Annotated in this window: 20 protein-coding genes; 10 read left to right on the top strand and 10 right to left on the bottom strand. The window is 68.9% G+C overall.

The annotated features are described in order from the left end of the window. The coding region (locus VF536_RS22650; protein WP_414710434.1) for a glycosyltransferase family 9 protein at positions 1-817 on the bottom strand (817 nt) is incomplete at its 3' end. Positions 818-905: 88 nt separating this feature from the next. Continuing rightward, positions 906-1,820, bottom strand: a complete 915-nt coding sequence (locus VF536_RS22645) for a YihY/virulence factor BrkB family protein (protein ID WP_331617160.1) — start codon at positions 1,818-1,820, stop codon at positions 906-908. A 206-nt stretch (positions 1,821-2,026) separates the two neighbouring features. Here VF536_RS22645 and VF536_RS22640 point away from each other — a divergent pair, with 206 nt between their 5' ends. After that, complete coding sequence (locus VF536_RS22640) at positions 2,027-2,368, top strand: PRC-barrel domain-containing protein (protein ID WP_088404154.1); 342 nt, start codon at positions 2,027-2,029, stop codon at positions 2,366-2,368. Positions 2,369-2,459: 91 nt separating this feature from the next. Here the strand turns inward: VF536_RS22640 and VF536_RS22635 are convergent, their stop codons facing one another. Then, positions 2,460-2,915, bottom strand: coding sequence for a CBS domain-containing protein (locus VF536_RS22635; protein WP_088404153.1), 456 nt, complete (start codon positions 2,913-2,915; stop codon positions 2,460-2,462). Positions 2,916-3,004: 89 nt separating this feature from the next. Between VF536_RS22635 and VF536_RS22630 the strand changes: the two genes are divergently transcribed. The 3 genes from VF536_RS22630 (at position 3,005) to VF536_RS22620 (ending at position 5,569) form a co-directional block, all read left to right on the top strand. Beyond that, entirely contained in the window at positions 3,005-4,318 is a 1,314-nt protein-coding gene (locus VF536_RS22630) for an O-acetylhomoserine aminocarboxypropyltransferase (RefSeq protein WP_331617159.1), read from the top strand. Further along, positions 4,315-5,145, top strand: coding sequence for an alpha/beta hydrolase (locus tag VF536_RS22625; protein ID WP_331617158.1), 831 nt, complete (start codon positions 4,315-4,317; stop codon positions 5,143-5,145). Before VF536_RS22630 ends, VF536_RS22625 begins: the two co-directional genes overlap by 4 nt. A gap of 64 nt (positions 5,146-5,209) precedes the next feature. After that, positions 5,210-5,569 (top strand): Mpo1-like protein, encoded by a 360-nt coding sequence (locus tag VF536_RS22620; RefSeq protein WP_331617157.1) that lies wholly within the window; start codon positions 5,210-5,212, stop codon positions 5,567-5,569. Between the two features lie 28 nt (positions 5,570-5,597). Here VF536_RS22620 and VF536_RS22615 read toward each other — a convergent pair whose 3' ends face one another. Continuing rightward, on the bottom strand, positions 5,598-6,527 hold the full coding sequence (locus tag VF536_RS22615) for an SDR family oxidoreductase (protein WP_331617156.1): 930 nt from the start codon (positions 6,525-6,527) through the stop codon (positions 5,598-5,600). Positions 6,528-6,630: 103 nt separating this feature from the next. Between VF536_RS22615 and VF536_RS22610 the strand changes: the two genes are divergently transcribed. After that, a complete protein-coding gene (locus tag VF536_RS22610; RefSeq protein ID WP_331617155.1) occupies positions 6,631-7,551 on the top strand; it encodes a LysR family transcriptional regulator in 921 nt (306 codons plus the stop codon). A 17-nt stretch (positions 7,552-7,568) separates the two neighbouring features. Here VF536_RS22610 and VF536_RS22605 read toward each other — a convergent pair whose 3' ends face one another. Genes VF536_RS22605 through kbl form a run of 3 tightly spaced genes read right to left on the bottom strand, consistent with a single transcriptional unit; the run spans position 7,569 to position 10,547 of the window. Then, positions 7,569-8,255 carry a hypothetical protein gene (locus VF536_RS22605; protein WP_331617154.1) on the bottom strand — a complete coding sequence of 229 codons (687 nt, stop codon included), beginning with the start codon at positions 8,253-8,255 and terminating at the stop codon, positions 7,569-7,571. Between the two features lie 60 nt (positions 8,256-8,315). Then, positions 8,316-9,281 (bottom strand): NAD-dependent epimerase/dehydratase family protein, encoded by a 966-nt coding sequence (locus tag VF536_RS22600; RefSeq protein ID WP_331617153.1) that lies wholly within the window; start codon positions 9,279-9,281, stop codon positions 8,316-8,318. Positions 9,282-9,329: 48 nt separating this feature from the next. Then, a complete protein-coding gene (kbl, locus tag VF536_RS22595) occupies positions 9,330-10,547 on the bottom strand; it encodes a glycine C-acetyltransferase (protein ID WP_331617152.1) in 1,218 nt (405 codons plus the stop codon). Between the two features lie 174 nt (positions 10,548-10,721). Between kbl and VF536_RS22590 the strand changes: the two genes are divergently transcribed. Both VF536_RS22590 and VF536_RS22585 read left to right on the top strand, forming a co-directional pair. Next, complete coding sequence (locus VF536_RS22590; RefSeq protein ID WP_331617151.1) at positions 10,722-11,300, top strand: XRE family transcriptional regulator; 579 nt, start codon at positions 10,722-10,724, stop codon at positions 11,298-11,300. Positions 11,301-11,449: 149 nt separating this feature from the next. Next, the gene (locus tag VF536_RS22585; RefSeq protein ID WP_331617150.1) at positions 11,450-11,770 is read left to right on the top strand and encodes a hypothetical protein; all 321 of its coding nucleotides are present in this window, start codon (positions 11,450-11,452) and stop codon (positions 11,768-11,770) included. On the opposite strand, the gene VF536_RS22580 is transcribed toward VF536_RS22585, so the two are convergent. Further along, the gene (locus tag VF536_RS22580) at positions 11,754-13,073 is read right to left on the bottom strand and encodes a YihY family inner membrane protein (protein ID WP_331617149.1); all 1,320 of its coding nucleotides are present in this window, start codon (positions 13,071-13,073) and stop codon (positions 11,754-11,756) included. The two genes, VF536_RS22585 and VF536_RS22580, sit on opposite strands and share 17 nt — an antisense overlap. Positions 13,074-13,092: 19 nt before the next feature. On the opposite strand from VF536_RS22580, the gene VF536_RS22575 reads away from it, so the two are divergent. Next, positions 13,093-13,587: a DUF2069 domain-containing protein gene (locus VF536_RS22575; protein ID WP_331617148.1), complete on the top strand. Its 495-nt coding sequence runs from the start codon at positions 13,093-13,095 to the stop codon at positions 13,585-13,587. Further along, the gene (locus VF536_RS22570) at positions 13,584-14,996 is read left to right on the top strand and encodes an FAD-binding oxidoreductase (RefSeq protein WP_331617147.1); all 1,413 of its coding nucleotides are present in this window, start codon (positions 13,584-13,586) and stop codon (positions 14,994-14,996) included. Before VF536_RS22575 ends, VF536_RS22570 begins: the two co-directional genes overlap by 4 nt. A gap of 69 nt (positions 14,997-15,065) precedes the next feature. Here the strand turns inward: VF536_RS22570 and VF536_RS22565 are convergent, their stop codons facing one another. Next, positions 15,066-15,341, bottom strand: coding sequence for a hypothetical protein (locus VF536_RS22565; RefSeq protein ID WP_331617146.1), 276 nt, complete (start codon positions 15,339-15,341; stop codon positions 15,066-15,068). A 196-nt stretch (positions 15,342-15,537) separates the two neighbouring features. Between VF536_RS22565 and VF536_RS22560 the strand changes: the two genes are divergently transcribed. After that, positions 15,538-18,657 carry a sensor histidine kinase gene (locus VF536_RS22560; RefSeq protein ID WP_331617145.1) on the top strand — a complete coding sequence of 1,040 codons (3,120 nt, stop codon included), beginning with the start codon at positions 15,538-15,540 and terminating at the stop codon, positions 18,655-18,657. Positions 18,658-18,739: 82 nt separating this feature from the next. On the opposite strand, the gene VF536_RS22555 is transcribed toward VF536_RS22560, so the two are convergent. After that, positions 18,740-21,973, bottom strand: coding sequence for an efflux RND transporter permease subunit (locus VF536_RS22555; protein WP_331617144.1), 3,234 nt, complete (start codon positions 21,971-21,973; stop codon positions 18,740-18,742). Positions 21,974-21,975: the final 2 nt, after the last annotated feature.

The following is a 21,975-nucleotide window of genomic DNA, read 5'->3' as shown; positions in this document are numbered from 1 at the left end:
CGTCGAGCAGCACGTCCGCCGCCGCCGCGAAGACCGCGGCCGGGCAGTGGCGCGCCCCGCCGCCGCCCGGGCAGACCAGCACGTAGCGCTGACCGAAGCGCAAGCCGGCTTGCTGCAAGAGGTTCCGCATCTGGTGGCTGTCCTTGGGCAGCAGGCGCAGGCGCGGCCGTTCGTCGGCGGTGCGCATGCCGACGTGCGCCACGAGCGCGAGTTGGCGACGCGGGTCGTCGTGGCCGTCGTCGGCCAGGTCGTCGGCGATCAGCCGTTCATCGCTGAGCAGGCCATGCGCGGGTTCGCGCACATGGGCGAGCGTCAGCGGAATGCCCGCCATGCGGCACAACAGGGCGGCGGGCAGCGCGCTCTGGTGCGCGGGCGAGAACAGCACCGCCGCGTCGAAGTGGCTGCGGCGCAGCTTGCGCACCAGGTGCATCTCGGCGTCGCCGCGCATGCTCGGCGGTTCGGCGCTCAGCGCGGCGGCGCCGTCGGCGGTCCAGGGTGCGTTGAAGGTGATGACGTCGTCCACCGCCTGCAGATGCGGTCGCAGCGCCAGCGCCTCGGGCGCCGCCAGCAGCGTCAGTTGCGTCCAGGGCATCGTCTCGTGCACCGCCGCGAACGCGGCTGTCGAGGCCAGCACGCCGGCCACGCCGTCCAGCCGGATCAGCAGCACGCGGCGCACATTGCACCAGCGGCGATGGCGTTCCTCGGCCATCGAGTGCGCATCGACCGGGAGCGGTCCTTCGCGCACGGGCGAGTTCGTCTCGCCCAGCTCGGGAAAGCCGGGCGCAGGGGCGCGCTGCTCGAGGGACGTCGCGATCATGGCGCTTTCCTGGCAAGCGACATGCCGGACGAAGAACAAGGATCGGCGCGGGTTTCCGGGTGATCGTCCGCTAGCCTCCCGGGCCGTGTCAGCGCGGTTCCAGGGTGCGCGCGACGGTCGCCACGGCCTGCTCGCGCAGGCTGTGGCGCTTGGCGAAGGCCCAACTGAGTTCGGCGCCCATCAGGAACACCTGCGTCGAGTAGTAGACCCACAGCATCATGACGACCAGCGAGGCAGCGGCGCCGTAGGCGGAGCTCACGCCGCTGCGGCCGATGTACAGCCCGATCAGCGTCTTGCCCAGGCTGAAGAGCGCCGAGGTGATGAGCGCGCCGACCCAGACGTCACGCCAGCGCACGGGGACGTCCGGCACCCATTTGTAGATGACGGCGAACATCACGGTGATCAGCGCGTAGGCGAGCGTGCCGTTCAGGATCTGGGCGAGCAGGACGAACTCGGTGCCCAGCCACGGCGTCCACCATTTGCTGATCGCGGCGAGCGCGGCGCTGGCCACCATCGAGATCATCGACAGGAAACCCAGGCCGAGGATGAGGCCCAGCGACAGCAGACGCTTGCGCAGCAGCGTCACCAGCCCTTGCCAGACCGGCCCGCTGCGCGCCATCGGCGCCTTCCAGATCCGGTTGAGCGAGTTCTGCAGTTCGGCGAACACCGAGGTCGCGCCCACCAGCAGCACGATCGTGCCGATCGCCGCGGCCCAGCCGCCCTCCTCCGGCCGGTTGACGCGCTTGAGCAGGTCCTCGACCGCGACGGCGCCGTCGGTGCCGAGCAGGCCGGAGAGCTGCTCCATGACCTCGCCGCGCGCGGCCTGCTCGCCGAACACCAGGCCCGCCACGCTGATGACGATCAGCAGCAGCGGCGCGATCGAGAACAGCGTGTAGTACGCCAGCGCCGCGCCCATGCTGGGGGCGTTGTCGTCGCTCCAGCCTTGCGCGGCCTCGCTGACGATGTCGATGGCTTCCTGGAGGGCATGAGGCAGCTTGGGCATGCAGGGCGGCCGCAAGGGGACGCGGCGTTGAGGGATGACGGGGCTGAAGGGATTTTCTTTGTCGAGGCAAGGGAAATTCCCGCTCGGCGCCGATGTCCGGGACAACCGCCAGGCGGCATCGGGGAAGACTGCGTGGGCGGCGTGGGCGGCGTCGGCGGCACGGCGATTGCCTTGAACCTCCTATCCCAACCCACCAGGAGACCCTCATGGCCAGCACCACCATCGCTTCCGACCGCGTCGAAGGCACCAAGGTCTACAACGGCAACGGCGACAAGCTCGGCTCGATCGACAACCTCGTGATCGACAAGCGCTCGGGCCTGGTCCGTTATGCCGCGCTCGAATTCGGCGGCTTCATGGGCATCGGCACCGACCGGTATCCGATCCCCTGGAACATGCTGAAGTACGACACCAGCCTGGACGGCTACGTCGTGCCGCTGCGCGAGGACCAGCTGGAGAAGGCCCCGCGCTACGCGCAGACCGATCGTCCCGAGTACTCCGATGAATATGGCCGCAAGGTCTATGACTATTACGGCGTGGCTTGGATGTAAGAGCCCCCGCCCTTGCCATCCGGCAAGGGTCATCGAACCTGCAATGAAGAACGCCCCGGTAGATCGGGGCGTTTTCTTTTGGGCGGGCCGATCAGGCGGCGTTCGCGCCGTCTTCGGCCGGCCAGTCGCGGATGTAGGCCTTGAGCATGCGGTTCTCGAAGTCCTGCGCGTCGACCACGGTCTTGGCGACGTCGTAGAACGAGATCACGCCCATCAGCTGGCGACCGTTGAGCACCGGCATGTAGCGCGCATGGCGTCCGAGCATCATGCGGCGGACTTCGTCGATCTCGGTCTCGGGCGTGCAGGTCAGCGGCGCGTCGTCCATGACGCTGCGCACCAGCCGGGTCCCGACGCTGCCGCCGTTGCCGACGACAGCCTGGATGACCTCGCGGAAGGTCAGCATGCCCACCAGGTCGCCGAACTCCATCACCACCAGCGACCCGATGTCGCGCTCGGCCATGGTCTCGGCGGCCTGGGCCAGCGGGGTGTCGGGGGAGACGGTGAAGAGCGTGCTGCCCTTGACGCGCAGGATGTCGGAGACTTTCATGGCCGCATGAGAAAAAGCTTGGCTGGCAACATAGCACACAATGCCCGGCGCCAGACACGACTGGACACCATAACAAGCAGGAGACACCCATGTCAGGTCCATCCGACCCGGGCTTTGATACCTTGGCGCTACACGCCGGGGCCGCGCCCGATCCCACCACCGGCGCGCGCGCAGTGCCGCTGCATCTGACGACCTCGTTCGTGTTCGAGAGCGCCGAGCAGGCCGCCGGCCTGTTCAACATGGAGCGCAGCGGCCATGTGTACTCGCGGCTGTCGAACCCGACGACCGCCGTGCTGGAAGAACGCATCGCCGCACTGGACGGGGGCATCGGCGGCCTCGCGACCGCCAGCGGCCAGGCGGCGTTGCATCTGGCGATCGCGACGATCGCCGCGGCCGGCGATCACATCGTGGCCTCGAGCGCGCTGTACGGCGGCTCGCACAACCTGCTGCACTACACGCTCAAGCGCTTCGGCATCGACACGACCTTCGTGCGTCCCGGCGACCTGGACGGCTGGCGCGCGGCGATCCGCCCGCAGACGAAGCTGCTGCTGGGCGAGAGCCTCGGCAATCCTGGCCTGGACGTGCTGGACATCCCGGCCATCGCACAGATCGCCCACGAGGCGCATCGGCCGCTGCTGGTCGACGCGACCTTCGCCACGCCCTACCTGCAGCAGCCGATCGCGCTGGGGGCGGACCTGGTCTACCACTCGGCCACCAAGTTCCTGTGCGGGCACGGGACCGTCGTCGGCGGACTGCTGGTCGACGGCGGCCGCTTCGACTGGGACCGGGCGCATGCGGCCAGCGGCGAGCGCCGCCGCTTCGCCGAGCTGTGCGAGCCGTACGACGGCTTCCACGGCATGGTGTTCTCCGAGGAAAGCACCGTCGGCGCCTTCCTGCTGCGCGCGCGCCGCGAGGGCCTGCGCGACTTCGGCGCCTGCATGAGCCCGCACACCGCCTGGCTGATCCTGCAGGGCATCGAGACCCTGCCGCTGCGGATGCAGCGGCATGTGAGCAACGCGCAGAAGATCGCCGAATTCCTCGAAGCGCAGGACATCGTCGAGCGCGTGAACTATCCAGGACTGGCCTCGCATCGCGACCACGCGCTGGCGCAGCGGCTGCTGCCCAAGGGCAGCGGCGCAGTGTTCAGCTTTGACCTGAAGGGCGGACGCGAGCCGGGCCGGCGCTTCATCGAAGCGCTGCGGCTGTTCTCGCACCTGGCGAACGTGGGCGATGCGCGATCGCTGGTGATCCATCCGGCGTCGACGACGCACTTCCGCATGGACGACGCGGCGCTCGCGGCGTCGGGCATCGGTGCGGGGACGATCCGCCTGTCCATCGGTCTCGAAGACCCCGACGACCTGATCGCCGATCTGAAGTCCGCATTGAAGGTGGCCTCGAAATGAGTGCGAACCAGCTCAAGGTCCAGGGCCGCGTGGCCTACGCGTACACCGGCGGCAAGCGCTTCGACGCGGCCCTGCCCTGCGTCGTGTTCATCCATGGCGCGTTGCACGACCACAGCGTGTGGACGCTGCTGGCGCGCTACTTCGCCCATCACGGACGCAGCGTGCTGGCCGTCGACCTGCCCGGCCACGGCCGCAGCGAAGGCCCGGCGCTGGGCGACGTGGAAGCGCTCAGCGATTGGATCAACGACCTGATGGACGCCACCGGCGTGAAGGCGGACGACGGCGTGTCGCTGGTTGGACATTCGATGGGCTCGCTGATCGCGCTCGAAGCCGCGGCGCGGCGTCCGGCGCGCGTGGCGCGTCTTGCGCTGGTCGGCACCGCGTGGCCGATGAAGGTCTCCGACGCGCTGCTGAGCACCTCGCGCGAACGGCCGCGGGCGGCGATGGCGATGGTCAATGCGTTCTCGCATTCGACGACCGCCGGCAAGCCGTCGTATCCGGGACCGGGCGCGTGGATGCACGGCGGCAACCTGGCGCTGATGGAGCGCATGCAGGACGGCTACGGGGGATACGGCAACCTGTTCGAACACGACTTCCTGGTCTGCGATCGCTACCAGGGCGCGCCCGAGGCTGTCGCGAAGGTGACCGCAGCCGGCGTGAGGACGGAGATGATCCTCGGCGCGAAGGACGCGATGACCCCGCCCAAGGCCGCAAAGCAATTGGCCGAGATGCTGGGCGCGCGCGTGACGACCCTGCCGGCCGGGCATTCACTGATGACCGAGGCGCCGGAGGGGATGTTGAATGCACTGAAGGCGGCGCTCGGCTGAGCGCCGTACGGTGACGACCTCAGCCAAGCAGACGGCCCCGCGAGGGCCGCGCCAGGAGACGATCATGAGCACCAGCCCCCTTCCCCATGCGCCCGAGGAACCGGTCGCTGGCGTCGACCGCGTGAAAGCGATGCACAGCTTCGCCGAGTTTTATCCGTTCTATCTCGGCGAGCACCGCAACCGGACCTGCCGCCGGCTGCACTTCGTCGGCTCGACGCTGGGGCTGCTGTGCCTGGCCTACGCGCTGGTCACGCAGACCTGGAGCTTCCTGCTCATCGGCCTGCTGTGCGGCTACGCGTTCGCGTGGATCGGGCACTTCGGGTTCGAGAAGAACAAGCCCGCGTCGTTCAAGCGCCCGCTGTACAGCTTCATGGGCGACTGGGTCATGTACAAGGACATCTGGACCGGGAAGATCCGGTTCTGAAGAACCGGTCTTCCCTCCGTGGCCGCGCTTACCGCGCCTCGTCCACCAGTTCCTTGACCAGCGCCTCATAGCGCCGCAGCGGTCGACCGAGCAAGGTCTCCAGACGCTGTGCGGTCCCGGCCGCCGGCTTCATGCCTTGCTGCTGGATGCGCGCCATCATCAGGCGCATGTCGTAGGCCATCCAGGACGGCATCGCCTGAGCCAGTTGAGCCTCGAACGCGGCCAGGTCGTCGCCGCCGTAGCGGATCTCCCGCTGGAGCACGCGGCTCCAGGTCTCGGCCGCCGACACGCCCGACAGGGCTTCGGGACCGACGACATCGAACACCTCGCGCGGCAGCGGTCCGGGCGCGGCGTCCCGACGCAGCAGCTCAGCAACGGCGACATCCGCCAGATCGCGCGTGTCGATCATCGCCACGCCCGCGGCACCGATGGGCATGGGGTAGACGCCGTAACTCTCGATCACCGACTGCACCTGCAGGTCGTTCTGCATGAAGTAGGCCGGGCGCAGCACGGTCACGGGCAGGTCGAGCTTGTCGATCATCCGCTCCACGGTGTGTTTTCCGGTGAAGTGCGGCACGTCGGTGAACTGGTCCGCGTGGATCACGGACAGGTAGACGATGCGCTCGATGCCGGCTTCGCGCGCCAGGCTCAGCGTCTGCAGGCCTTGCGTGACTTCGTCCGGCGTGACCGCGTTGAGCAGGAAGAGCGTGCGCACGCCCGACAGCGCGCGGCGCATCGACGGGATGTCGGACAGGTCGGCGACGACTTCAGCGACGCCGGCGGGCAACTGCGCCTTGCCCGCCTTGCGGACCAGTGCCTTCACGGACGCGCCGCGGCGCGCCAGACCTTGGACGACGAGGGAACCGATGGTGCCGGAGGCACCGGTGACGAGGATGCTTGCGGGAGACGACTCGCGAGCTTGGTCTTGGGTCCGGGCTTGGGTTTGAACGGTGGTCATGTTCAGTTCTTCCATCAGGGGTTGCGATGGATGAACGATAGATCGTTGCATTCGATAAACACAGACGCCAGAATCAGTACAGCCCGTCTCATTGGTGGAACACATGGATCTGAACGCACTCGCGGACTTCAACCTGGTGGCAACGCATGGCGGTTTCGGTCGGGCCAGCCGTGCAGGCCGGCGGTCGAAGGCGACCCTGTCGCGGCGTGTCGCCGATCTGGAGGAGCAGCTCGGCGTGCGCCTCATCGAGCGCAGCGCCAAGGGACTCGAGTTGACGGAGGCGGGTCAGGCCTTGCTCAGCCGGACGGAAGGTCCGATGAATGAGGTGGCCGACGCCTTCGCGTCCGCGGTCGAGGGCGCCGCTCAGGTGCGCGGGCAACTGCGCGTCGCGGCGCCGCTGCTGTTCTCGCAGTTGGCGATGGGCCGCCTGTGCGCGGAGTTCCGGGCGCTCTACCCCGGTGTGACCATCGAAGTCGTCGGGGAGGACCGGGTCGTGAACCTGGTCGATGAGCGCTTCGACGTCGCGATCCGGCCCAACCCGCGCATGGACTCCACGCTCGTGGGGCGCTGCTTCGCGACGGACCGGCTGGTGGTGGTCGCCGCGCCATCGTTCGCAATGCCGGCCTCGGGCGGAGGCGCTGCCAGGAAAACGGCCTCGGGCAAGGCTTCGGTGAAGCCCGCTGCGGTGGACGTTCCGGCGGTGGTCACGACCACGCGGGAAGGCGATGTCTGGGAACTCGACGGCGGTCTGACACTCGTCCCGCGCCCCGTGTTGCGCCTGTCCTCGATGCTGATGGTGCGGGACGCCACGATCGCCGGCGCCGGGGTCGCGTTACTGCCTCAGTCCATCGTCTGGAGCCAGCTCACGCGCGGCGAACTCGTGCAATGGGGCGCCGTGCCCGGCAAGGAGGTCGATCTGTGGGTCCTGCACACCTCGCGCCGCCTCGCGAGTCCGAAGGTGAAGGCTTTCGTGGATTTCATGTGTGGCAGATATCCGGAGGGGGTGCTGACGCTCGCCGGATGAAGATTCGCCTCGCTCGTTCACGCAAGCGGCAGCAGCGCCTTCGCCGCCTCGATCCTCAACGCCATCGGCACGGTCGCGTCGTTCATCACCTGCAGCAGGAAAGCGCGGGGGTCGCTGAAGCCGGTTGCCGGAGAATAGGTCGCGACGGCCGGCGCGACGTCGGACGACGACGGTGCAGGCGTCGGTGCCAGGTCTTGCACAGCGGGCGGCGCCAGCTGCTCCATCGCCGTTTGCCACGCCTGGGGCGTGATGCTCTTCAAGGACTTGAGCAGGTCGGCTTGGCCCTCCACGCCCGGGGGAATGTCGAGCCAGGTCGCCTCGACGAACACCGGCGCCAGGTCCGGCGCGACGAACGCGGACCATTGGCCTTCCTTGACTTCCGCCGGCACGGCCGGAGCTTCCGTCAGACAGCGGATGCGCGGCGCCGCGACACCGCTCAGATAGCGCAGCTTCAATCCGTCGAAGAACGCCCTCGCCTCGTCCGGCGAGCACCCCTGCTGCAGCGAGAACCACAGCTGATAGCTGTTCTCTCCGGCGATGGCGGTGCCCGGCGCGGGCAGCGACAGATCGAGTTGGACCCCGCGCCAGACAGCACCTAGCAACTCCCAGTCGGAGGGGCGCCCGACGTCCAGCACAAGCGCGCGCAACGATCCTTCAGGACCGGCGTCATAGAGACGTTGGAATTCGGTGGCGAGTCGTGACACGTGTACAAACTGAGCTGAAGGAACCAGCCCCGGACTCTACGTCCTCGCCGGCCTGGCGGCTCAGCCCTGCGCGGGCGCCGTCGTCTGCTCGGCCTGCGCCTTCAGCGAGGCCAGCATGTCATCCGCCATCGCATCCAGGTCGTAGCCCAGCCTCCAACCCCAGTCGCGTTGCGCGACCGAGTCGTCGATGGACTGCGGCCAGCTCGCCGCGATGTTCTGGCGGAAGTCCGGCGCGTAGTCGATCTCGAAGCCGGCGATCCGGCGGCGAATGGACGCGGCGATCTGCTCCGGCGTGAAGCTCACGCCCGCCAGGTTGTAGCTGCCCCACTCGGTGATCTGCTCCGCCGGCGCTTCCATCAGCTCCAGCGTCGCGCGCAGCGCGTCGGGCATGTACATCATCGGCAGCGCCTGGTCCTCCTTCAGGAAGCAGGTGTAGCGGCCGTGCTTGAGCGCCTCGTGGAAGATCTCGACCGCGTAGTCGGTCGTGCCGCCGCCCGGCGGCGTCTTCCAGCTGATCAGGCCGGGGTAGCGCAGGCTGCGCACGTCCACGCCGTGGTTCGCGTGGTACCAGCGGCACCAGCCCTCACCCGCCAGCTTGGAGATGCCGTAGATGGTCGACGGGTCCATCGCCGTCGTCTGCGGCGTGTCGCGCTTGGGCGTCTGCGGACCGAAGGCCGCGATCGAGCTCGGCCAGAACACGCGCTCCAGCTTCACCGTGCGCGCCAGCTCCAGCACGTTGAGCAGGCCCTTCATGTTCAGGTCCCAGGCCCACATCGGATGCTTCTCGCCGGTGGCCGACAGCGCCGCCGCCAGGTGGTAGATCTGCGTGATGCCGTGGCGCTTGACCACCGCCGCCAGCGCGGCCGCGTCGGTCACGTCCAGCATCTCGTGCGTCAGCTGCGGCACGCGGCCTTGCGGCGCCACGTCGCTGGTGATCACGTTGGCGTTGCCGTGGCGCCTGGCGAGTTCCACCGCCAGTTCGGAACCGATCTGGCCGTTCGCGCCGATCAACAGGATCTTCGTCATGGGATCTACTTTTCAGTCTGCTCTTCAGGCGGCTTCTTGCAATGCCGCTTACTTCACCAGGCCCAGCTCGCGGCCCGCCTGCGCGAACGCGGCGACCGCCTTCTCCAGATGCTCGCGCTCATGCACGGCGGAGATCTGCACTCTGACTCTCGCCTGTTCCTTGGGCACCACCGGGTAGAAGAACCCGACCGCGTACACGCCCAGTTCCAGCAGACGCGCGCTCAGTTGCTGCGCCTTGACCGCGTCGAAGAGCATCACCGGCACGATCGGGTGGGTGCCCGGCTTGATCTGGAAACCGGCCTGCTGGATCGCTTCGCGGAAGTAGGTCGTGTTGGTCTCGAGCTTGTCGCGCAGCGCGGTGCTGCCTTCCAGCAGGTCCAGCACGGCGATCGACGCGCCGACGATGCTGGGCGCCACCGTGTTGGAGAACAGGTAGGGACGCGAGCGCTGGCGCAGCAGCTCGATCACTTCCTTGCGGCCGGTCGTGAAGCCGCCCGAGGCGCCGCCCAGCGCCTTGCCCAGCGTGCCGGTGATGATGTCGACCTTGCCGAACACGCCGCGGTGCTCATGCGTGCCGCGGCCGGTCTTGCCCATGAAGCCGCTGGCGTGGCATTCGTCGATCGCGAGCAGCGCGCCGAAACGGTTGGTGATCTCGCGGATCTTGTCGAGCTGCGCGATCGTGCCGTCCATCGAGAACACGCCGTCGGTGAAGACCATGACGTGGCGCGCACCGGCGGCGCGCGCCGCCGTCAACTGCGCTTCCAGGTCGGCCATGTCGTTGTGCTTGTAGCGGAAGCGCTTGGCCTTGCACAGGCGGATGCCGTCGATGATGGAGGCGTGGTTCAGCTCGTCGCTGATGATGGCGTCCTGCTCGCCCAGCAGCGGCTCGAACAGCCCGCCGTTGGCGTCGAAGGCGGCCGCGTACAGGATGGTGTCCTCGGTGCCGAGGAATCGCGCCAGGCGCTGCTCCAGTTCCTTGTGGATGTCCTGCGTGCCGCAGATGAAGCGCACCGACGACAGGCCGTAGCCGTGCGTGCGCAGCGCCTCATGGGCGGCCTCGACGACCTTCGGATGCGAGGACAGGCCCAGGTAGTTGTTGGCGCACAGGTTGAGGACCTCGCGACCGTCGTTCGTCTTCACGATCGCGCCCTGCGGACCCGTGATGATGCGCTCGCCCTTGTAGAGGCCGGCATCGCGGATGCCTTGCAGCTCGTTCTGGAGGTGGCGATAGAAGTCGTCGGTGGACGGGGGAACGATGTTGGTCATGCGGTGCTCCTGCGGCACAATCCGTTAAATCGAACGTGTCCGTTATATCGAACAGCCGTGCAGTATCAAGGAAGCGCCGCAGCCGGTCAAGGTGTCGACGCTCTCCGGAACGCTAACCGAACTCCCGGATTTCTCCGAACTTCTTCCCACTCTTTCGAACACCTGCCGCCGCCGATGTCCGCCACCCCGTCAGAGAAACTTGAACCCCCGCGCGTCGGTGCGACCTTGCAGGCCTTGCGGCAATCGCAGGGCCTGTCGCTGGACGAACTGTCGCGAAGAGCGGGCGTGTCCAAGTCGATGCTGTCCCAGATCGAGCGCAACCAGGCCAATCCCACGGTGGCCGTGGTGTGGCGGCTGGCCAATGCGCTGAGGGTGGAGTTGTCGGAGCTGCTGGGTGGTGAAAGACCCGCCGCCCCGCCGATCGAGATCGTCGCGTCCCACGGCACGCCGGGGCTGTCGAGCCCGGACGGGCTGTGCCGGCTGCGTATCCTCGGCCCCATCGACCTGGCCGGCAATTTCGAGTGGTACGAACTGACCGTGCAGCCGGGCGGCGCGCTGGAGTCGGAGGCCCATGAGCCCGGCTCGCGCGAGCACCTCAGCGTGCTCGGCGGCGAACTCGAAGTGACGGCCGGCGGCAGCCGTCAGATGGTCAAGACCGGCGAGACCGCGCGCTACGCGGTCGACGGCGCGCATGCGATCCGCAACCTGTCGAAGAAGGCGGCCACGGCACTGCTCGTCGTGCTGCACGCCTGAACACGCGCCCCTGCGTGGTCCGGCCCGGCCTGGCCCGCGGCTTTTCTTTCAGGCTTCCACACCTCCTGTTACTTGACCCTCGCGACCTGATGCCGACAATCGGCCGATTCGCGGAGGCGAGGGAGCGTATTGCAGTCAAGGCAGTCCACATGCAGCAACGCTCGTTTTCAGACAAGCACCCCCACATCCCCACCCCGACCCAACCGGCCACGATCGACACCGAAACCCAGGCGAAGCAGCTCCAGTTGCTGGATGGATCCGCGCGTCTGCGCGTGGCCGAGCAGCGGGCGCGCGAGCACCGCTCGAGCCCCCTGATCGACAAGGCCGCGCTGCCGCTCGGCGCGACGCCGAAGTACGGCATGAAACCGACCGGCGCGACAAGACCGAAACCGCCCTACCGGCGCGCGATCTACTCGGTGGTGGCGCTGCTCGCCGTGATCGGCGGCGCGGCCGTCACGTGGCTGCGGTAGCGGACACGCTCGAGGACACGGTGGGCGTCAGGGCCATCGAGGTGTCGGCGAGCGTTTCAGGCGCTGTGCGCCCGATCAGCACGCCGACGGTCGTCTGTTCCCAGCCGGCCTTCTCCCACAGTTCCGCCAGCCCGGGCTGGCGATCCGCCAGCAGCAGGCGGATGAGGGGCTCGGCAACCGTCGAGGACGGCTCGCACAGCAGCACCAGGCGCTGCGCGCCCCCCTCTTCCAGGCGCCCGATCCAGTCCAGCTTCTGCAGGTGCTGGATGACGGGCTCCAGCTGCAGCGGGTCGACCGACATCCGCTGCGACAGCCCGATCATCGACAGCCCCGACTCGCCGCCCAGGCGCGCCGTGTCGAGTTCGCGGATCACGTCCAGCGCCAGCGCCATCTGCATGCCGGGCTTGTTGCCGCGCACGCTGACGCCGCCGGCCAGGGCGGGCGCGTTCGCGGCCAGGATCGCGCCGAGCAGCACGATGGCCCAGCCGACGTAGATCCAGATCAGGAAGATGGGCACCGCCGCGAACGCGCCGTAGAGCGTCGAGTAGGTCGGCACCTGTTTCACGTACCAGGCCAGCGCCAGCTTGGCCAGGTGGAAGGCCACGGCGACGAAGGCCGCGCCGGTCAGCGCGTGGCGCCAGCGCACGTCGGTGTTGGGCACGTAATGGAAGAGCCCCGCGATCGCGGCCCAGAGCACCAGCAGGTCCACGCTGTTGAGCAGCACCACCAGCCCGCGCGGCATGTTGTCGACGAGATCCTTGCCGGCGGAGATCAGCAGGCTGGTGACGGTGAGGCTGCCGCCCAGCAGCAGCGGGCCCAGCGTCAGCGCCGCCCAGTACACGAGCACGCGCTGCGCGATCGGCCGCGGCCGCTGCACGCGCCAGATCTGGTTGAGCGTGCGGTCGATGGTCAGCATCAGCGACAGCGCCGTCACCGCCAGCACGATCAGGCCGACCACGCCGAGCCGGTTGGCCTTGGCCGCGAACTGCGTCAGCGACATCAGCACCGGGCGGGCGATGTTGTCGGGGATCAGCGACTTGAGGAAGTACTTCTCCAGCGCGGACTGGAAGCTGGAGAACATCGGGAACGCGGTGAACAGCGCCAGCGCGACGGTCAGCAGCGGCACCAGCGAGATCAGCGTCGTGAAGGTCAGGCTGCCGGCGGTCAGTCCCAGGCGTTCCTCGCGGAAGCGCTGCACGAACAGGCGCAGCGTGCGCGCATACGGCCACGTCAACAACTCGCGTCCGAGCTCCCGGATTCCCTCGCGCCAGCTCTGCGTCTGCGCCTGAACTTCACTGATCATGCTGGCTATGATGCCAGCCATGTCAAGCCTCGATGCCGCCTCTTCGACGAGGTCCGGACCGCTCCCGTCGACCTCCCCGGCCGCCCCGACCGCCCGTTCGGCGCCCACCGCGCGCGAGCGCGGCAGCCGGCAGCTCGCCTTCTTCGCCACGCTGGCGTTGGCCGTGGTGTGTCTGGCCTGGGAACTCTGGCTGGCGCCGACCGGGCGCGGCACGCTCGCGATCAAGGCGCTGCCGCTGCTGCTGCCGCTGCCCGGCCTGTGGCGCTACCGCATGTACACCTACCGCTGGCTCAGCCTGATGATCTGGCTCTACGTGACCGAGGGGCTGGTGCGCGGCACGTCCGAAGGCGGCCTGGGCATGGTGCTCGCGTGGATCGAAGTGGTGCTGTCGGTGACGATCTTCGTCGCCTGCGCCGCGCAGATCCGTCAGCGTCTGGCCGAGGCGCGGCGGGTCGAGGCGCAGGGGGTCGAGAACGACACGGCGGCGGACTTCTCATCGAAGGACATCCGGTGAGCGCCGCCCTGATCGATGCGCTGCGCGCGGCGCTGGGCGATGCACACGTGCTGCTGCCCGATGCGCACGACCTGTCCGGCTTCGAGCGCGACTGGCGCAAACGCTACGTCGGCCGCGCGCTGGCGGTGGTGCGGCCAGCCGACACCGCGCAGGTGGCGGCGGTCGTGACGCTCGCCCGCGAACACGGCGTGCCGCTGGTGCCGCAAGGCGGCAACACGGGACTGGTGGGAGGCGGCGTTCCGGACGACTCGGGCACGCAACTGCTGCTCAGCCTGCAGCGGCTGAACCGCGTGCGCCAGATCGATCCCTCGAACCTGACGATGACCGTCGAGGCCGGCTGCGTGCTGCAGAGCGTGCAGCAGGCGGCGCGCGAAGCGGGTTGGCTCTTCCCGCTCAGCCTCGCCGCCGAGGGCAGTTGCACCATCGGCGGCAACCTCGCGACGAACGCCGGCGGCACGCAGGTGCTGCGCTACGGCAATGCGCGCGAGTTGTGCCTGGGCCTGGAGGTCGTGACCGCCGACGGCACGGTCTGGGACGGGCTGTCGGGCCTGCGCAAGGACAACACCGGCTACGACCTGCGGGACCTGTTCATCGGTTCCGAAGGCACGCTGGGCGTGATCACCGCGGCGACCCTGAAGCTGCATCCGCTGCCGCGCGCGCGGATGACGGCGCTGGCCGCCTGTGACTCGCTGCGCGACGCGGTGACCTTGCTGGACCTGGCGCGATCGCGCTGCGGCGCGGCGCTGACCGGCTTCGAGGTGATGAACGCGCTGTCGCTGGCGCTGGTCGGCAAGCACTTCCCGCAGTTGACGCAGCCGCTCGGTCCGCGCCCGTGGACGGTGCTGCTGGAGCTGTCGGACAGCGAAGGCGAGGAGCACGCCCGCACGCAGTTCGAAGGGCTGCTGGAGGAAGCGCTCGAGCGCGGCGCGATCGACGACGCGGCGGTGGCGGAGAGCCTGTCGCAGAGTCAGGCGATGTGGCACCTGCGCGAGTCCATCCCGCTGGCGCAGAGCGAGGAAGGCCTGAACATCAAACACGACATCGCGCTGCCGGTGTCGCGCATCCCGGACTTCGTCGAGCGCTGCGACGCGCTGCTGGGGGAGCGTTTCCCGGGCTCGCGACTGGTGGACTTCGGCCATCTCGGCGACGGCAACCTGCACTACAACCTCCAGGCGCCGGAGGGGATCACGCCCGCCGACTTCCTGCGCGAGCACGAGGCCGCGGTCAACGAGATCGTCTACGACCAGGTGACGGCGCATGGCGGCTCCATCTCCGCCGAGCACGGCATCGGGCAGCTCAAGCGCGAGGAACTCGCGCAGCGCAAGAGCCCGGTGGCGATGCAGCTGATGCGGCAGATCAAGCAGGCGCTGGATCCGCGCGGGTTGCTGAATCCGGGACGCGTCGTTTGAAGGCGCGCCCGACGCGCGACATCGGCCGCCCTTGACCGGCGGGCGCCGATCCTGAGGGTCGAGCGGAGGTCAGTGGGCCCCCTTCATCCGCCAGGCCACCATCTCCGCAGCGGCTCTCCACGGCCAGGCCAGTCGGGCCGTGTGGATCGCATCAAAGTTGACAGGCTCCGGCGCGGAAGCAGGAGGCAGGGCCGGCACAACGGTCTGAAGCGGCTTCGATCCGGCATCGGCATCCGCCGTCATGGCCTCGCTCGCCGACGGGACAGAGACGTCGTCGCCCTGGCAGGCCGTGACGCCGAACAACACACAGATCACCACGGCCAGCACACCGACCACCAGGGCCACGTGCGCGGCTTGCTGCGCCTTGCCACGCAGCGAGTCTTCAAAACAAGGACGCATCGCATTGCTTTCGAGATGTCAGAGAGACATCCAGTCGCGATCCGTCTCAGCCGGGTTCACGCAGCGGCATCGAGAAGTGTGAGAACTTCGCCCGCCTGCCTCGCAGGCACAATCCGAGCGCTTCCGCGCCAGCAAGTTCTCGATGCCCCGTCCGCCCTCCTCGCGATCCATCCGTCTTCAGGTTCCAGCCCTGGCGCTCGCCGTGGCGTTCATGGCGCCGCCCGCGCACGCGCAGTCGTCCACGCCCTCCGAGCAGCCGCTCGCGCACCTGCAGCACTCGACCTGGACGCTGAAGGACGGCATGGCGGGCCCGGTGATGGCGATCGCGCAGACCACCGACGGCTACCTGTGGCTGGGCACCGGCGCGGGACTGTTCCGCTTCGACGGCGTCCGCTTCGAGCGCTTCGACACGCTCGCCGGCGAGTCGCTGCCGAGCCGGCAGGTGCCGTCGCTCTTCGCGACGAAGGACAACGCGCTGTGGGTCGGCCTGCTCGACGGCGGCGCGGCGCTGGTGCGCGCAGGGCGCGTCCTCCACGTCGACCCCGCGGGCGGGCTTTTCGCGTATTCGACGAACGGGTTCGCGGCCGAGCGCGACGGCACGCTCTGGACCGCCACCGGCCGGGCGCTGCTGAAACGCCAAGGCGACGCCTGGACCGCCATCGGACCGGAATCCGGCTATGTCGACGGCAGCAGCCGGGCGCCGCCCACGCTCAAGGTCGCCGTCGACGGCGGCGACAACGTCTGGGTCGTCACCGATCGCGCCGTCTTCGTGAGACCGGCGGGCACCGCCCGTTTCAGTGCCGTCGATGTGCCTGCGCTGGGGCAGTCGCAGCTCGTGATCGGCAGCGACGGCCGCGCCTGGACCAACGACATGTCGCCCGCGATGCGCGGGCTCATCCGGCTGCCTCTGCCCGGCGAACGTAGCGACGCCGACATCGCGCCGATTCCAGTTCCGAAGAGCTTCTTCATGCCCGCATTCGACCGCGCGGGTCGGCTCTGGTATGGCGCCAAAGACGGCCTGAACCGCCTCGCCATCGACGGCGCGGCCGCGTCCGCGCCGGCCGCGCATCAGTTCCTGGGCACCGACAAGGGCTTGTCCGGAGAACTCGTGACGCGGGTGTTCCAGGACCGGGACGGCGCAATCTGGGTCGGCACCAACGGCGGGCTGGACCGCTTCCGCGGCGCAGCTGTCGACCGCATCGACCTGCCCAGCCGCAGCGCCAGCATCGCCATGACCAGCGACGCGTCAGGCCGCGTCTGGATCGCTTCCGGGAACGCCATCCAGCGTCTGTCGCCCGGCTCATCGACGCCGGAGACGATCCCCGCCGATCCGCGGATGGAGACCTTCACCGCCGTGTTCGTCGACAGCCGGCAACGGCTCTGGGTCGGCGGTCGCACGGGACTGTGGCGGCAGGAGGGCACGGGCTTCGTCCAGATCCCCACACCCGACGGGCAACCCTGGACCGTCCCCGTCTTCGAGATCACCGAGGATGCGAACGGCGCACTCTGGTTCAACGCGCATCGTTATGGGCTGATGCGCTACGCCGATGGCCAGGTGAAGCGCCTGTCCGGCAGCGAGGGCTTCCCGCACAAGGGCCCCGACGCGATCGGCACGGACGAGCGGGGCCGCGTCTGGATCGGCTACAACGACGGCACCGTGCTGCGCCACGACGCCGGCAAGACGACACCGCTCACCGCCGCCGACGGCTTGAAGGTCGGCGCGATCAAGGTCATCGCGCGTCAGGGATCGCGGCTCTGGATCGGCGGGGAACGCGGCGTGCAGCTCGCGTCCGACGTCGGCATGCCGATGCTGCGCCTGGCGGATCCCGACGCGCTGGATGGCGTCTCCGGCGTCGTCGAGACCCCCGAGGGGGAGCTGTGGCTCAACGGTGCGAACGGGATCACGCGACTCACCGCCGAGGAGGTCCGCCGCGCGCTGGTCGCGCCCGGCCAGGGAGTGGCCCGCCCTTCCGGACGGCGCTTCGATCTGACGGACGGGCTCACCGGACGTGCGGAGCAATCCTGGCCGTTGCGCACGGCCGCGCGCACGCCGGACGGGGTGCTCTGGTTCTCGCTGAGCAATGGCGTGGTGCGCATCGATCCGACGCGGCTGCCCAAGGACGCACCCGCAGCGCCGCCCGTCGACGTCCAAGGTCTCTTCGTGCATGGCGAGCCGGTGCCCAGCGCTGAACCCGACGGCAGCGGCCCGCGACGTCTGACCCCGGGCACGCGCGATCTGGAGATCGCCTACACCGCGATCAGCCTGGCCCAACCCGAGCGCACGCGCTTCCGCTACCAGCTGATCGGACAGGACCGGACCTGGCAGGACGCGGGCACGCGCCGTCGCGCCTTCTACACCAACCTGGGCCCGGGCACTTACGACTTCCGCGTCGAGGCTTCCCAGGACGGCGGTCCGTGGAGCACGACACCGGCCGTGCTGCGCTTCGAGATCGCCCCGACCCTGACGCAGACCGGCTGGTTCCGCGCAGCCGCGGTGCTGGTGGGCTTCGCGACGCTGGGCGCCCTGGCCGCGCTGCGCGCGCGCCAGCGTCGCCTGCATGAGCAGGAGCGCCTCGCCGCGCGTGTGCAGGAGCGCGAACGCATCGCACGCGACCTGCACGACACGCTGCTGCAGGGCGTCTACGGCTTGATCCTGCGCTTCGAGGCCATCGCGCGCCGGCTCCCCGGCACCGAGCGCGCCGCCATGGAGCGCGTGCTGACGGACGCGGATGCGCTGCTCATCGAAGGCCGCGACCGCGTCACGGACCTGCGCCTGCCGCCGCCGGACACCAACCGGCTTGAGCACACGCTGGAAGGACTCGGTCGCGAACTCTCGCATACGCACGGCGCCGCCTTCGCACTGACCGTCGAGGGCACGCCTCGCGCGCTGGCGCCGGTGCTCTCCGCCTCGTTCTGCCTGATCGCGCGCGAGGCGATCTTCAACGCGTTCCAGCATGCGCAGGCCGAGCGCATCGAGGTCACGCTCCGGTACGACGCCGCAAGCTTCATGTTGTTCGTGCGGGACGACGGCGTCGGCGTGCCCGATGAGGTGCAGGACCGCGGCGGCCGTCCGGGCCACTGGGGCCTGTCCGGCATGCGCGAGCGCGCCGAACTCGCGGGCATCACCTATCGCCTCACGTCGCACGCTGGCGTGGGCACGGAGGTCGAGCTGTCCGCACCGGCCGGGCGGGCCTACGAGCCATCCGGCGAAGCTGCGTCAGGCGCGGCCGCCCCGTGGTGGCGCCGGGTGCGGCGAGGCTGATCGAACTGGAAAAAAAGGCGCCTCGATGAGGCGCCTTCTTCATTGTCAGGACGGGTTCGCCGACGGGCGATCCCGGCCCGCGTCAATCGTCGCCCGCGCCATGGGGCGCGACATCCGCCGGACGGCGGTTCTTGCCGCTGACCATGTCCCAACCGCGCATCACCAGACGGAACACGAAGCGGATGAAAGTCAGGAACAGCACGAACTCAACGATGCCCGCGAGCAGCGCGCCGGCCGTGGTCCAGCGCGCCTCGCGTCGATGGAACTTCGCCAGGAAGCTGTCGCGCTTGATCTCGATGCTGTCGTAGAAGCTCGGCACCATCAGCAGCGTCAGGAAGGTCGACGTGATCGTGCCGCCGATGATCGCCACGGCCATCGGACGGTAGAACTCGCCGCCCTCGCCGATGCCCACTGCCACCGGCAGCATGCCGGCGATCAGCGCGAAGGTCGTCATCAGGATCGGGCGGAAGCGCTTGCGGCCCGCGTGCATCAGCGCCTCCTCGCGCGGCACGCCGGCGGCCTCCTCCTGGCGAGCCGCGTCCAGCAGCAGGATGGCGTTCTTCGCCACCAGACCGGCCAGCATGATGATCCCGATGAAGCTCATCAGGTTCAGCGTGCCCTTGGTCAGCAGCAGCGCCACCACCACGCCGATCAGCGACAGCGGCAGGGACAGCATCACGCCCAGCGGCGCGGTGAAGCTGCCGAACTGCATCACCAGGATGAGGTACATCAGGCCGATGCCCGAGGCCAGCGCGATGCCCATCGCGCTGAACACCTCCTGCTGGTCCTTGGCCGCACCCGCCAGTTCGATGCCGTAACCGGGCGGGAAGTTGATCGACTTGGCCAGCTTCAGCGCGTCGCTGGTGACCTCGCCGGGCGAGCGGCCGTGCGCGTTGGCCGACACCGCGATCATCCGTTTGCCGTCCGCGTGCTGGATCTTGGCCGGGCCCTTGCCCATGGTCACCGTGGCGATCTGCTCCAGCGGCACCATCACGCCGGCGCCGGTCACGGCGATCGGCAGACGCTCGATGTTGCTCGCGTCGACGCGGTCTTCCGGCGCCAGCCGCACCGCGACGTCGCGCGTCTCGCTGCTCGGGTCGATCCAGTCGCCGACCTCCACGCCGGCGAAGGCCACGCGCAGGGAATTCGCCGCGTCGCCCACCGAGATCCCCAGCGTGTTGGCCAGGCCCCGGTTGAGCTCGATCTGCAGCTCGTTCTGCGGATCCTGCTCCGACAGGCCCACGTCCACCGCGCCCGGCACGCGGCGCAGCTTCTCCATGTAGTCGGTGGTGATCTCCATCAGCTTGCGCGAGTCCGCGCCGGAGAACCGGATCTGCACCGGCTTCTGCGCGCCGTTGTTCAGGTCGTCGAGCACCACGTACTCGGCGCCCACCAGGCGCGCGACCCGCGTGCGCAGGTCGGCGGCGATCTCCGCCGCGCTGCGCTTGCGCTTGGTGCTCTTGCCCAGGTCGACGTAGACGCGACCGCCGCTGGCGTTGACGCTTTCGTTGGTGGCCACCGTCTCGGGCATCTCGCGCGCCAGCGCGGAGGCCGCGCCCATCTTCAGGCGCGCGTACTCCAGGCTGGACGAGGCCGGCGTGCGGACCTCGATGGCGATGGTGCCGGAGTCGGACGCCGGCAGGAAGCTCGTGCCGCCGAAGGTGGCCTGCAGGAAGATCGCCAGCACGAAGCTCAGGACCGCGAACACGGCCATCCAGGTGCGGTGATGCAGCGCCCAGGCGATCACATGGCCGTAGCCATCGGCCTGGCGGTCGAACCATTCGTTGAAGGCGTGCAGCTTCTTGGACACCCAGTTGGTCTTCGGCGCCTCATGGTGCCCCGGGGGGTCGCCCCAGAACGCCGACAGCATCGGGTCCAGCGTGAACGAGATGAACAGCGACACCAGCACCGAGGCCACCACCGTCAGCCCGAACGGCCGGAACCATTCGCCGGACACGCCCGGCATGAAAGCCACCGGGATGAACACGGCCACGATGGAGAAGGTCGTCGCCGCGACGGCCAGGCCGATCTCGGCCGTGCCCTTGAGCGCCGCGGTGCGCCGGTCGGCGCCGCGTTCCATGTGGCGCACGATGTTCTCGCGCACCACGATCGCATCGTCGATCAGCACCCCGATCGCCAGCGACAGGCCCAGCAGGCTCATGAAGTTCAGCGTGAAGCCGCACAGCCAGACGGCGATGAAGGCCGCGATCACCGAGGTCGGCAGCGACAGCGCCGTGATCATGGTCGAGCGCCACGAGTTCAGGAACACGTAGACGACGAAGATCGTCAGGCCGGCGCCGAACACCAGCGCGTGGATCACGTTGTTCAAGCTGTCCTGCGCGTCCTGTCCGCCGTCCTGCACCACCTCGAGCTTGGTGCCCTTGGGCAGGGTCTTGTCGATCTCCTCGACCAGCTTGCGGACCTCCTTGGCCACGCTCACCGTCGACGCGTCGCGCGAGCGCGTCACCATGATGCCGACGTTCGGATGGCCGTTGCGCACCGACAGGCCGGTCTGCTCCGCGAAGCCGTCCTGCACCGTGGCCACCTGGCCCAGGCGGATCAGCTCGCTGCCCGAGCGCTTGACCACGATCTGGTTGAAGTCGGCCGGCGACTCGATGCGGCCCAGCAGCCGGATGCTCTGGTCCTCCAGCTGCCCGCGCACCTTGCCCACCGGCGCCGTCGTGTTCTGCATGCGCAGCGCGTTCACGACCTCGGTCACCGAGACGTTGAATTCACGCAGCTTCTGCGCGTTCAGCAGCACCGACAGTTCGCGCTTGAGCGAGCCGTTCACCGTCACCGTCGCCGCGCCCGGAATGGCGCGGAAGCGGTCGGCGAACTGGTCTTCCGCCATGCGCGAGATCTCGGCGTGGGACTGGCTGCTGGACGACAGCGCCAGCTGCATGATCGGCTGCGCCGACGGATCGACGCGCTGCAGCACCGGCTCGCGCATCTCGGTGGGCAGCTTGTGGCGGACCGCGGCGATCGCGTTGCGCACCTCGTCCGCCGCCTCGATCATGTTCTTGTCGAAGTTGAAGAACAGCAGCAGCTGTGCCGAGCCTTCGCCCGAGGTCGAGCGCACCTCGTTCACGCCGGAGATGCTCTGCAGCGACTTCTCGATGCGGTTGACGATTTCGCGCTCGGAGGTCTCCGGCGACGCGCCGGGGTAGCTGATGCTGACGACGAGCAGCGGCAGGTCGACGTCGGGCCGCTCGTTGACGCGCAGCTTGGACAGGGCCAGCAGGCCCAGGGCCATCAAGCCGATGATGATCACGATCATCGCGATCGGCTTCTTGACCGAGAAATTGGAAAGGAACATGG

Source organism: Roseateles sp. (assembly GCF_036486225.1).
Taxonomy (GTDB): domain Bacteria; phylum Pseudomonadota; class Gammaproteobacteria; order Burkholderiales; family Burkholderiaceae_C; genus Roseateles.
This window is presented reverse-complemented; position numbering and strand designations above follow the sequence as displayed.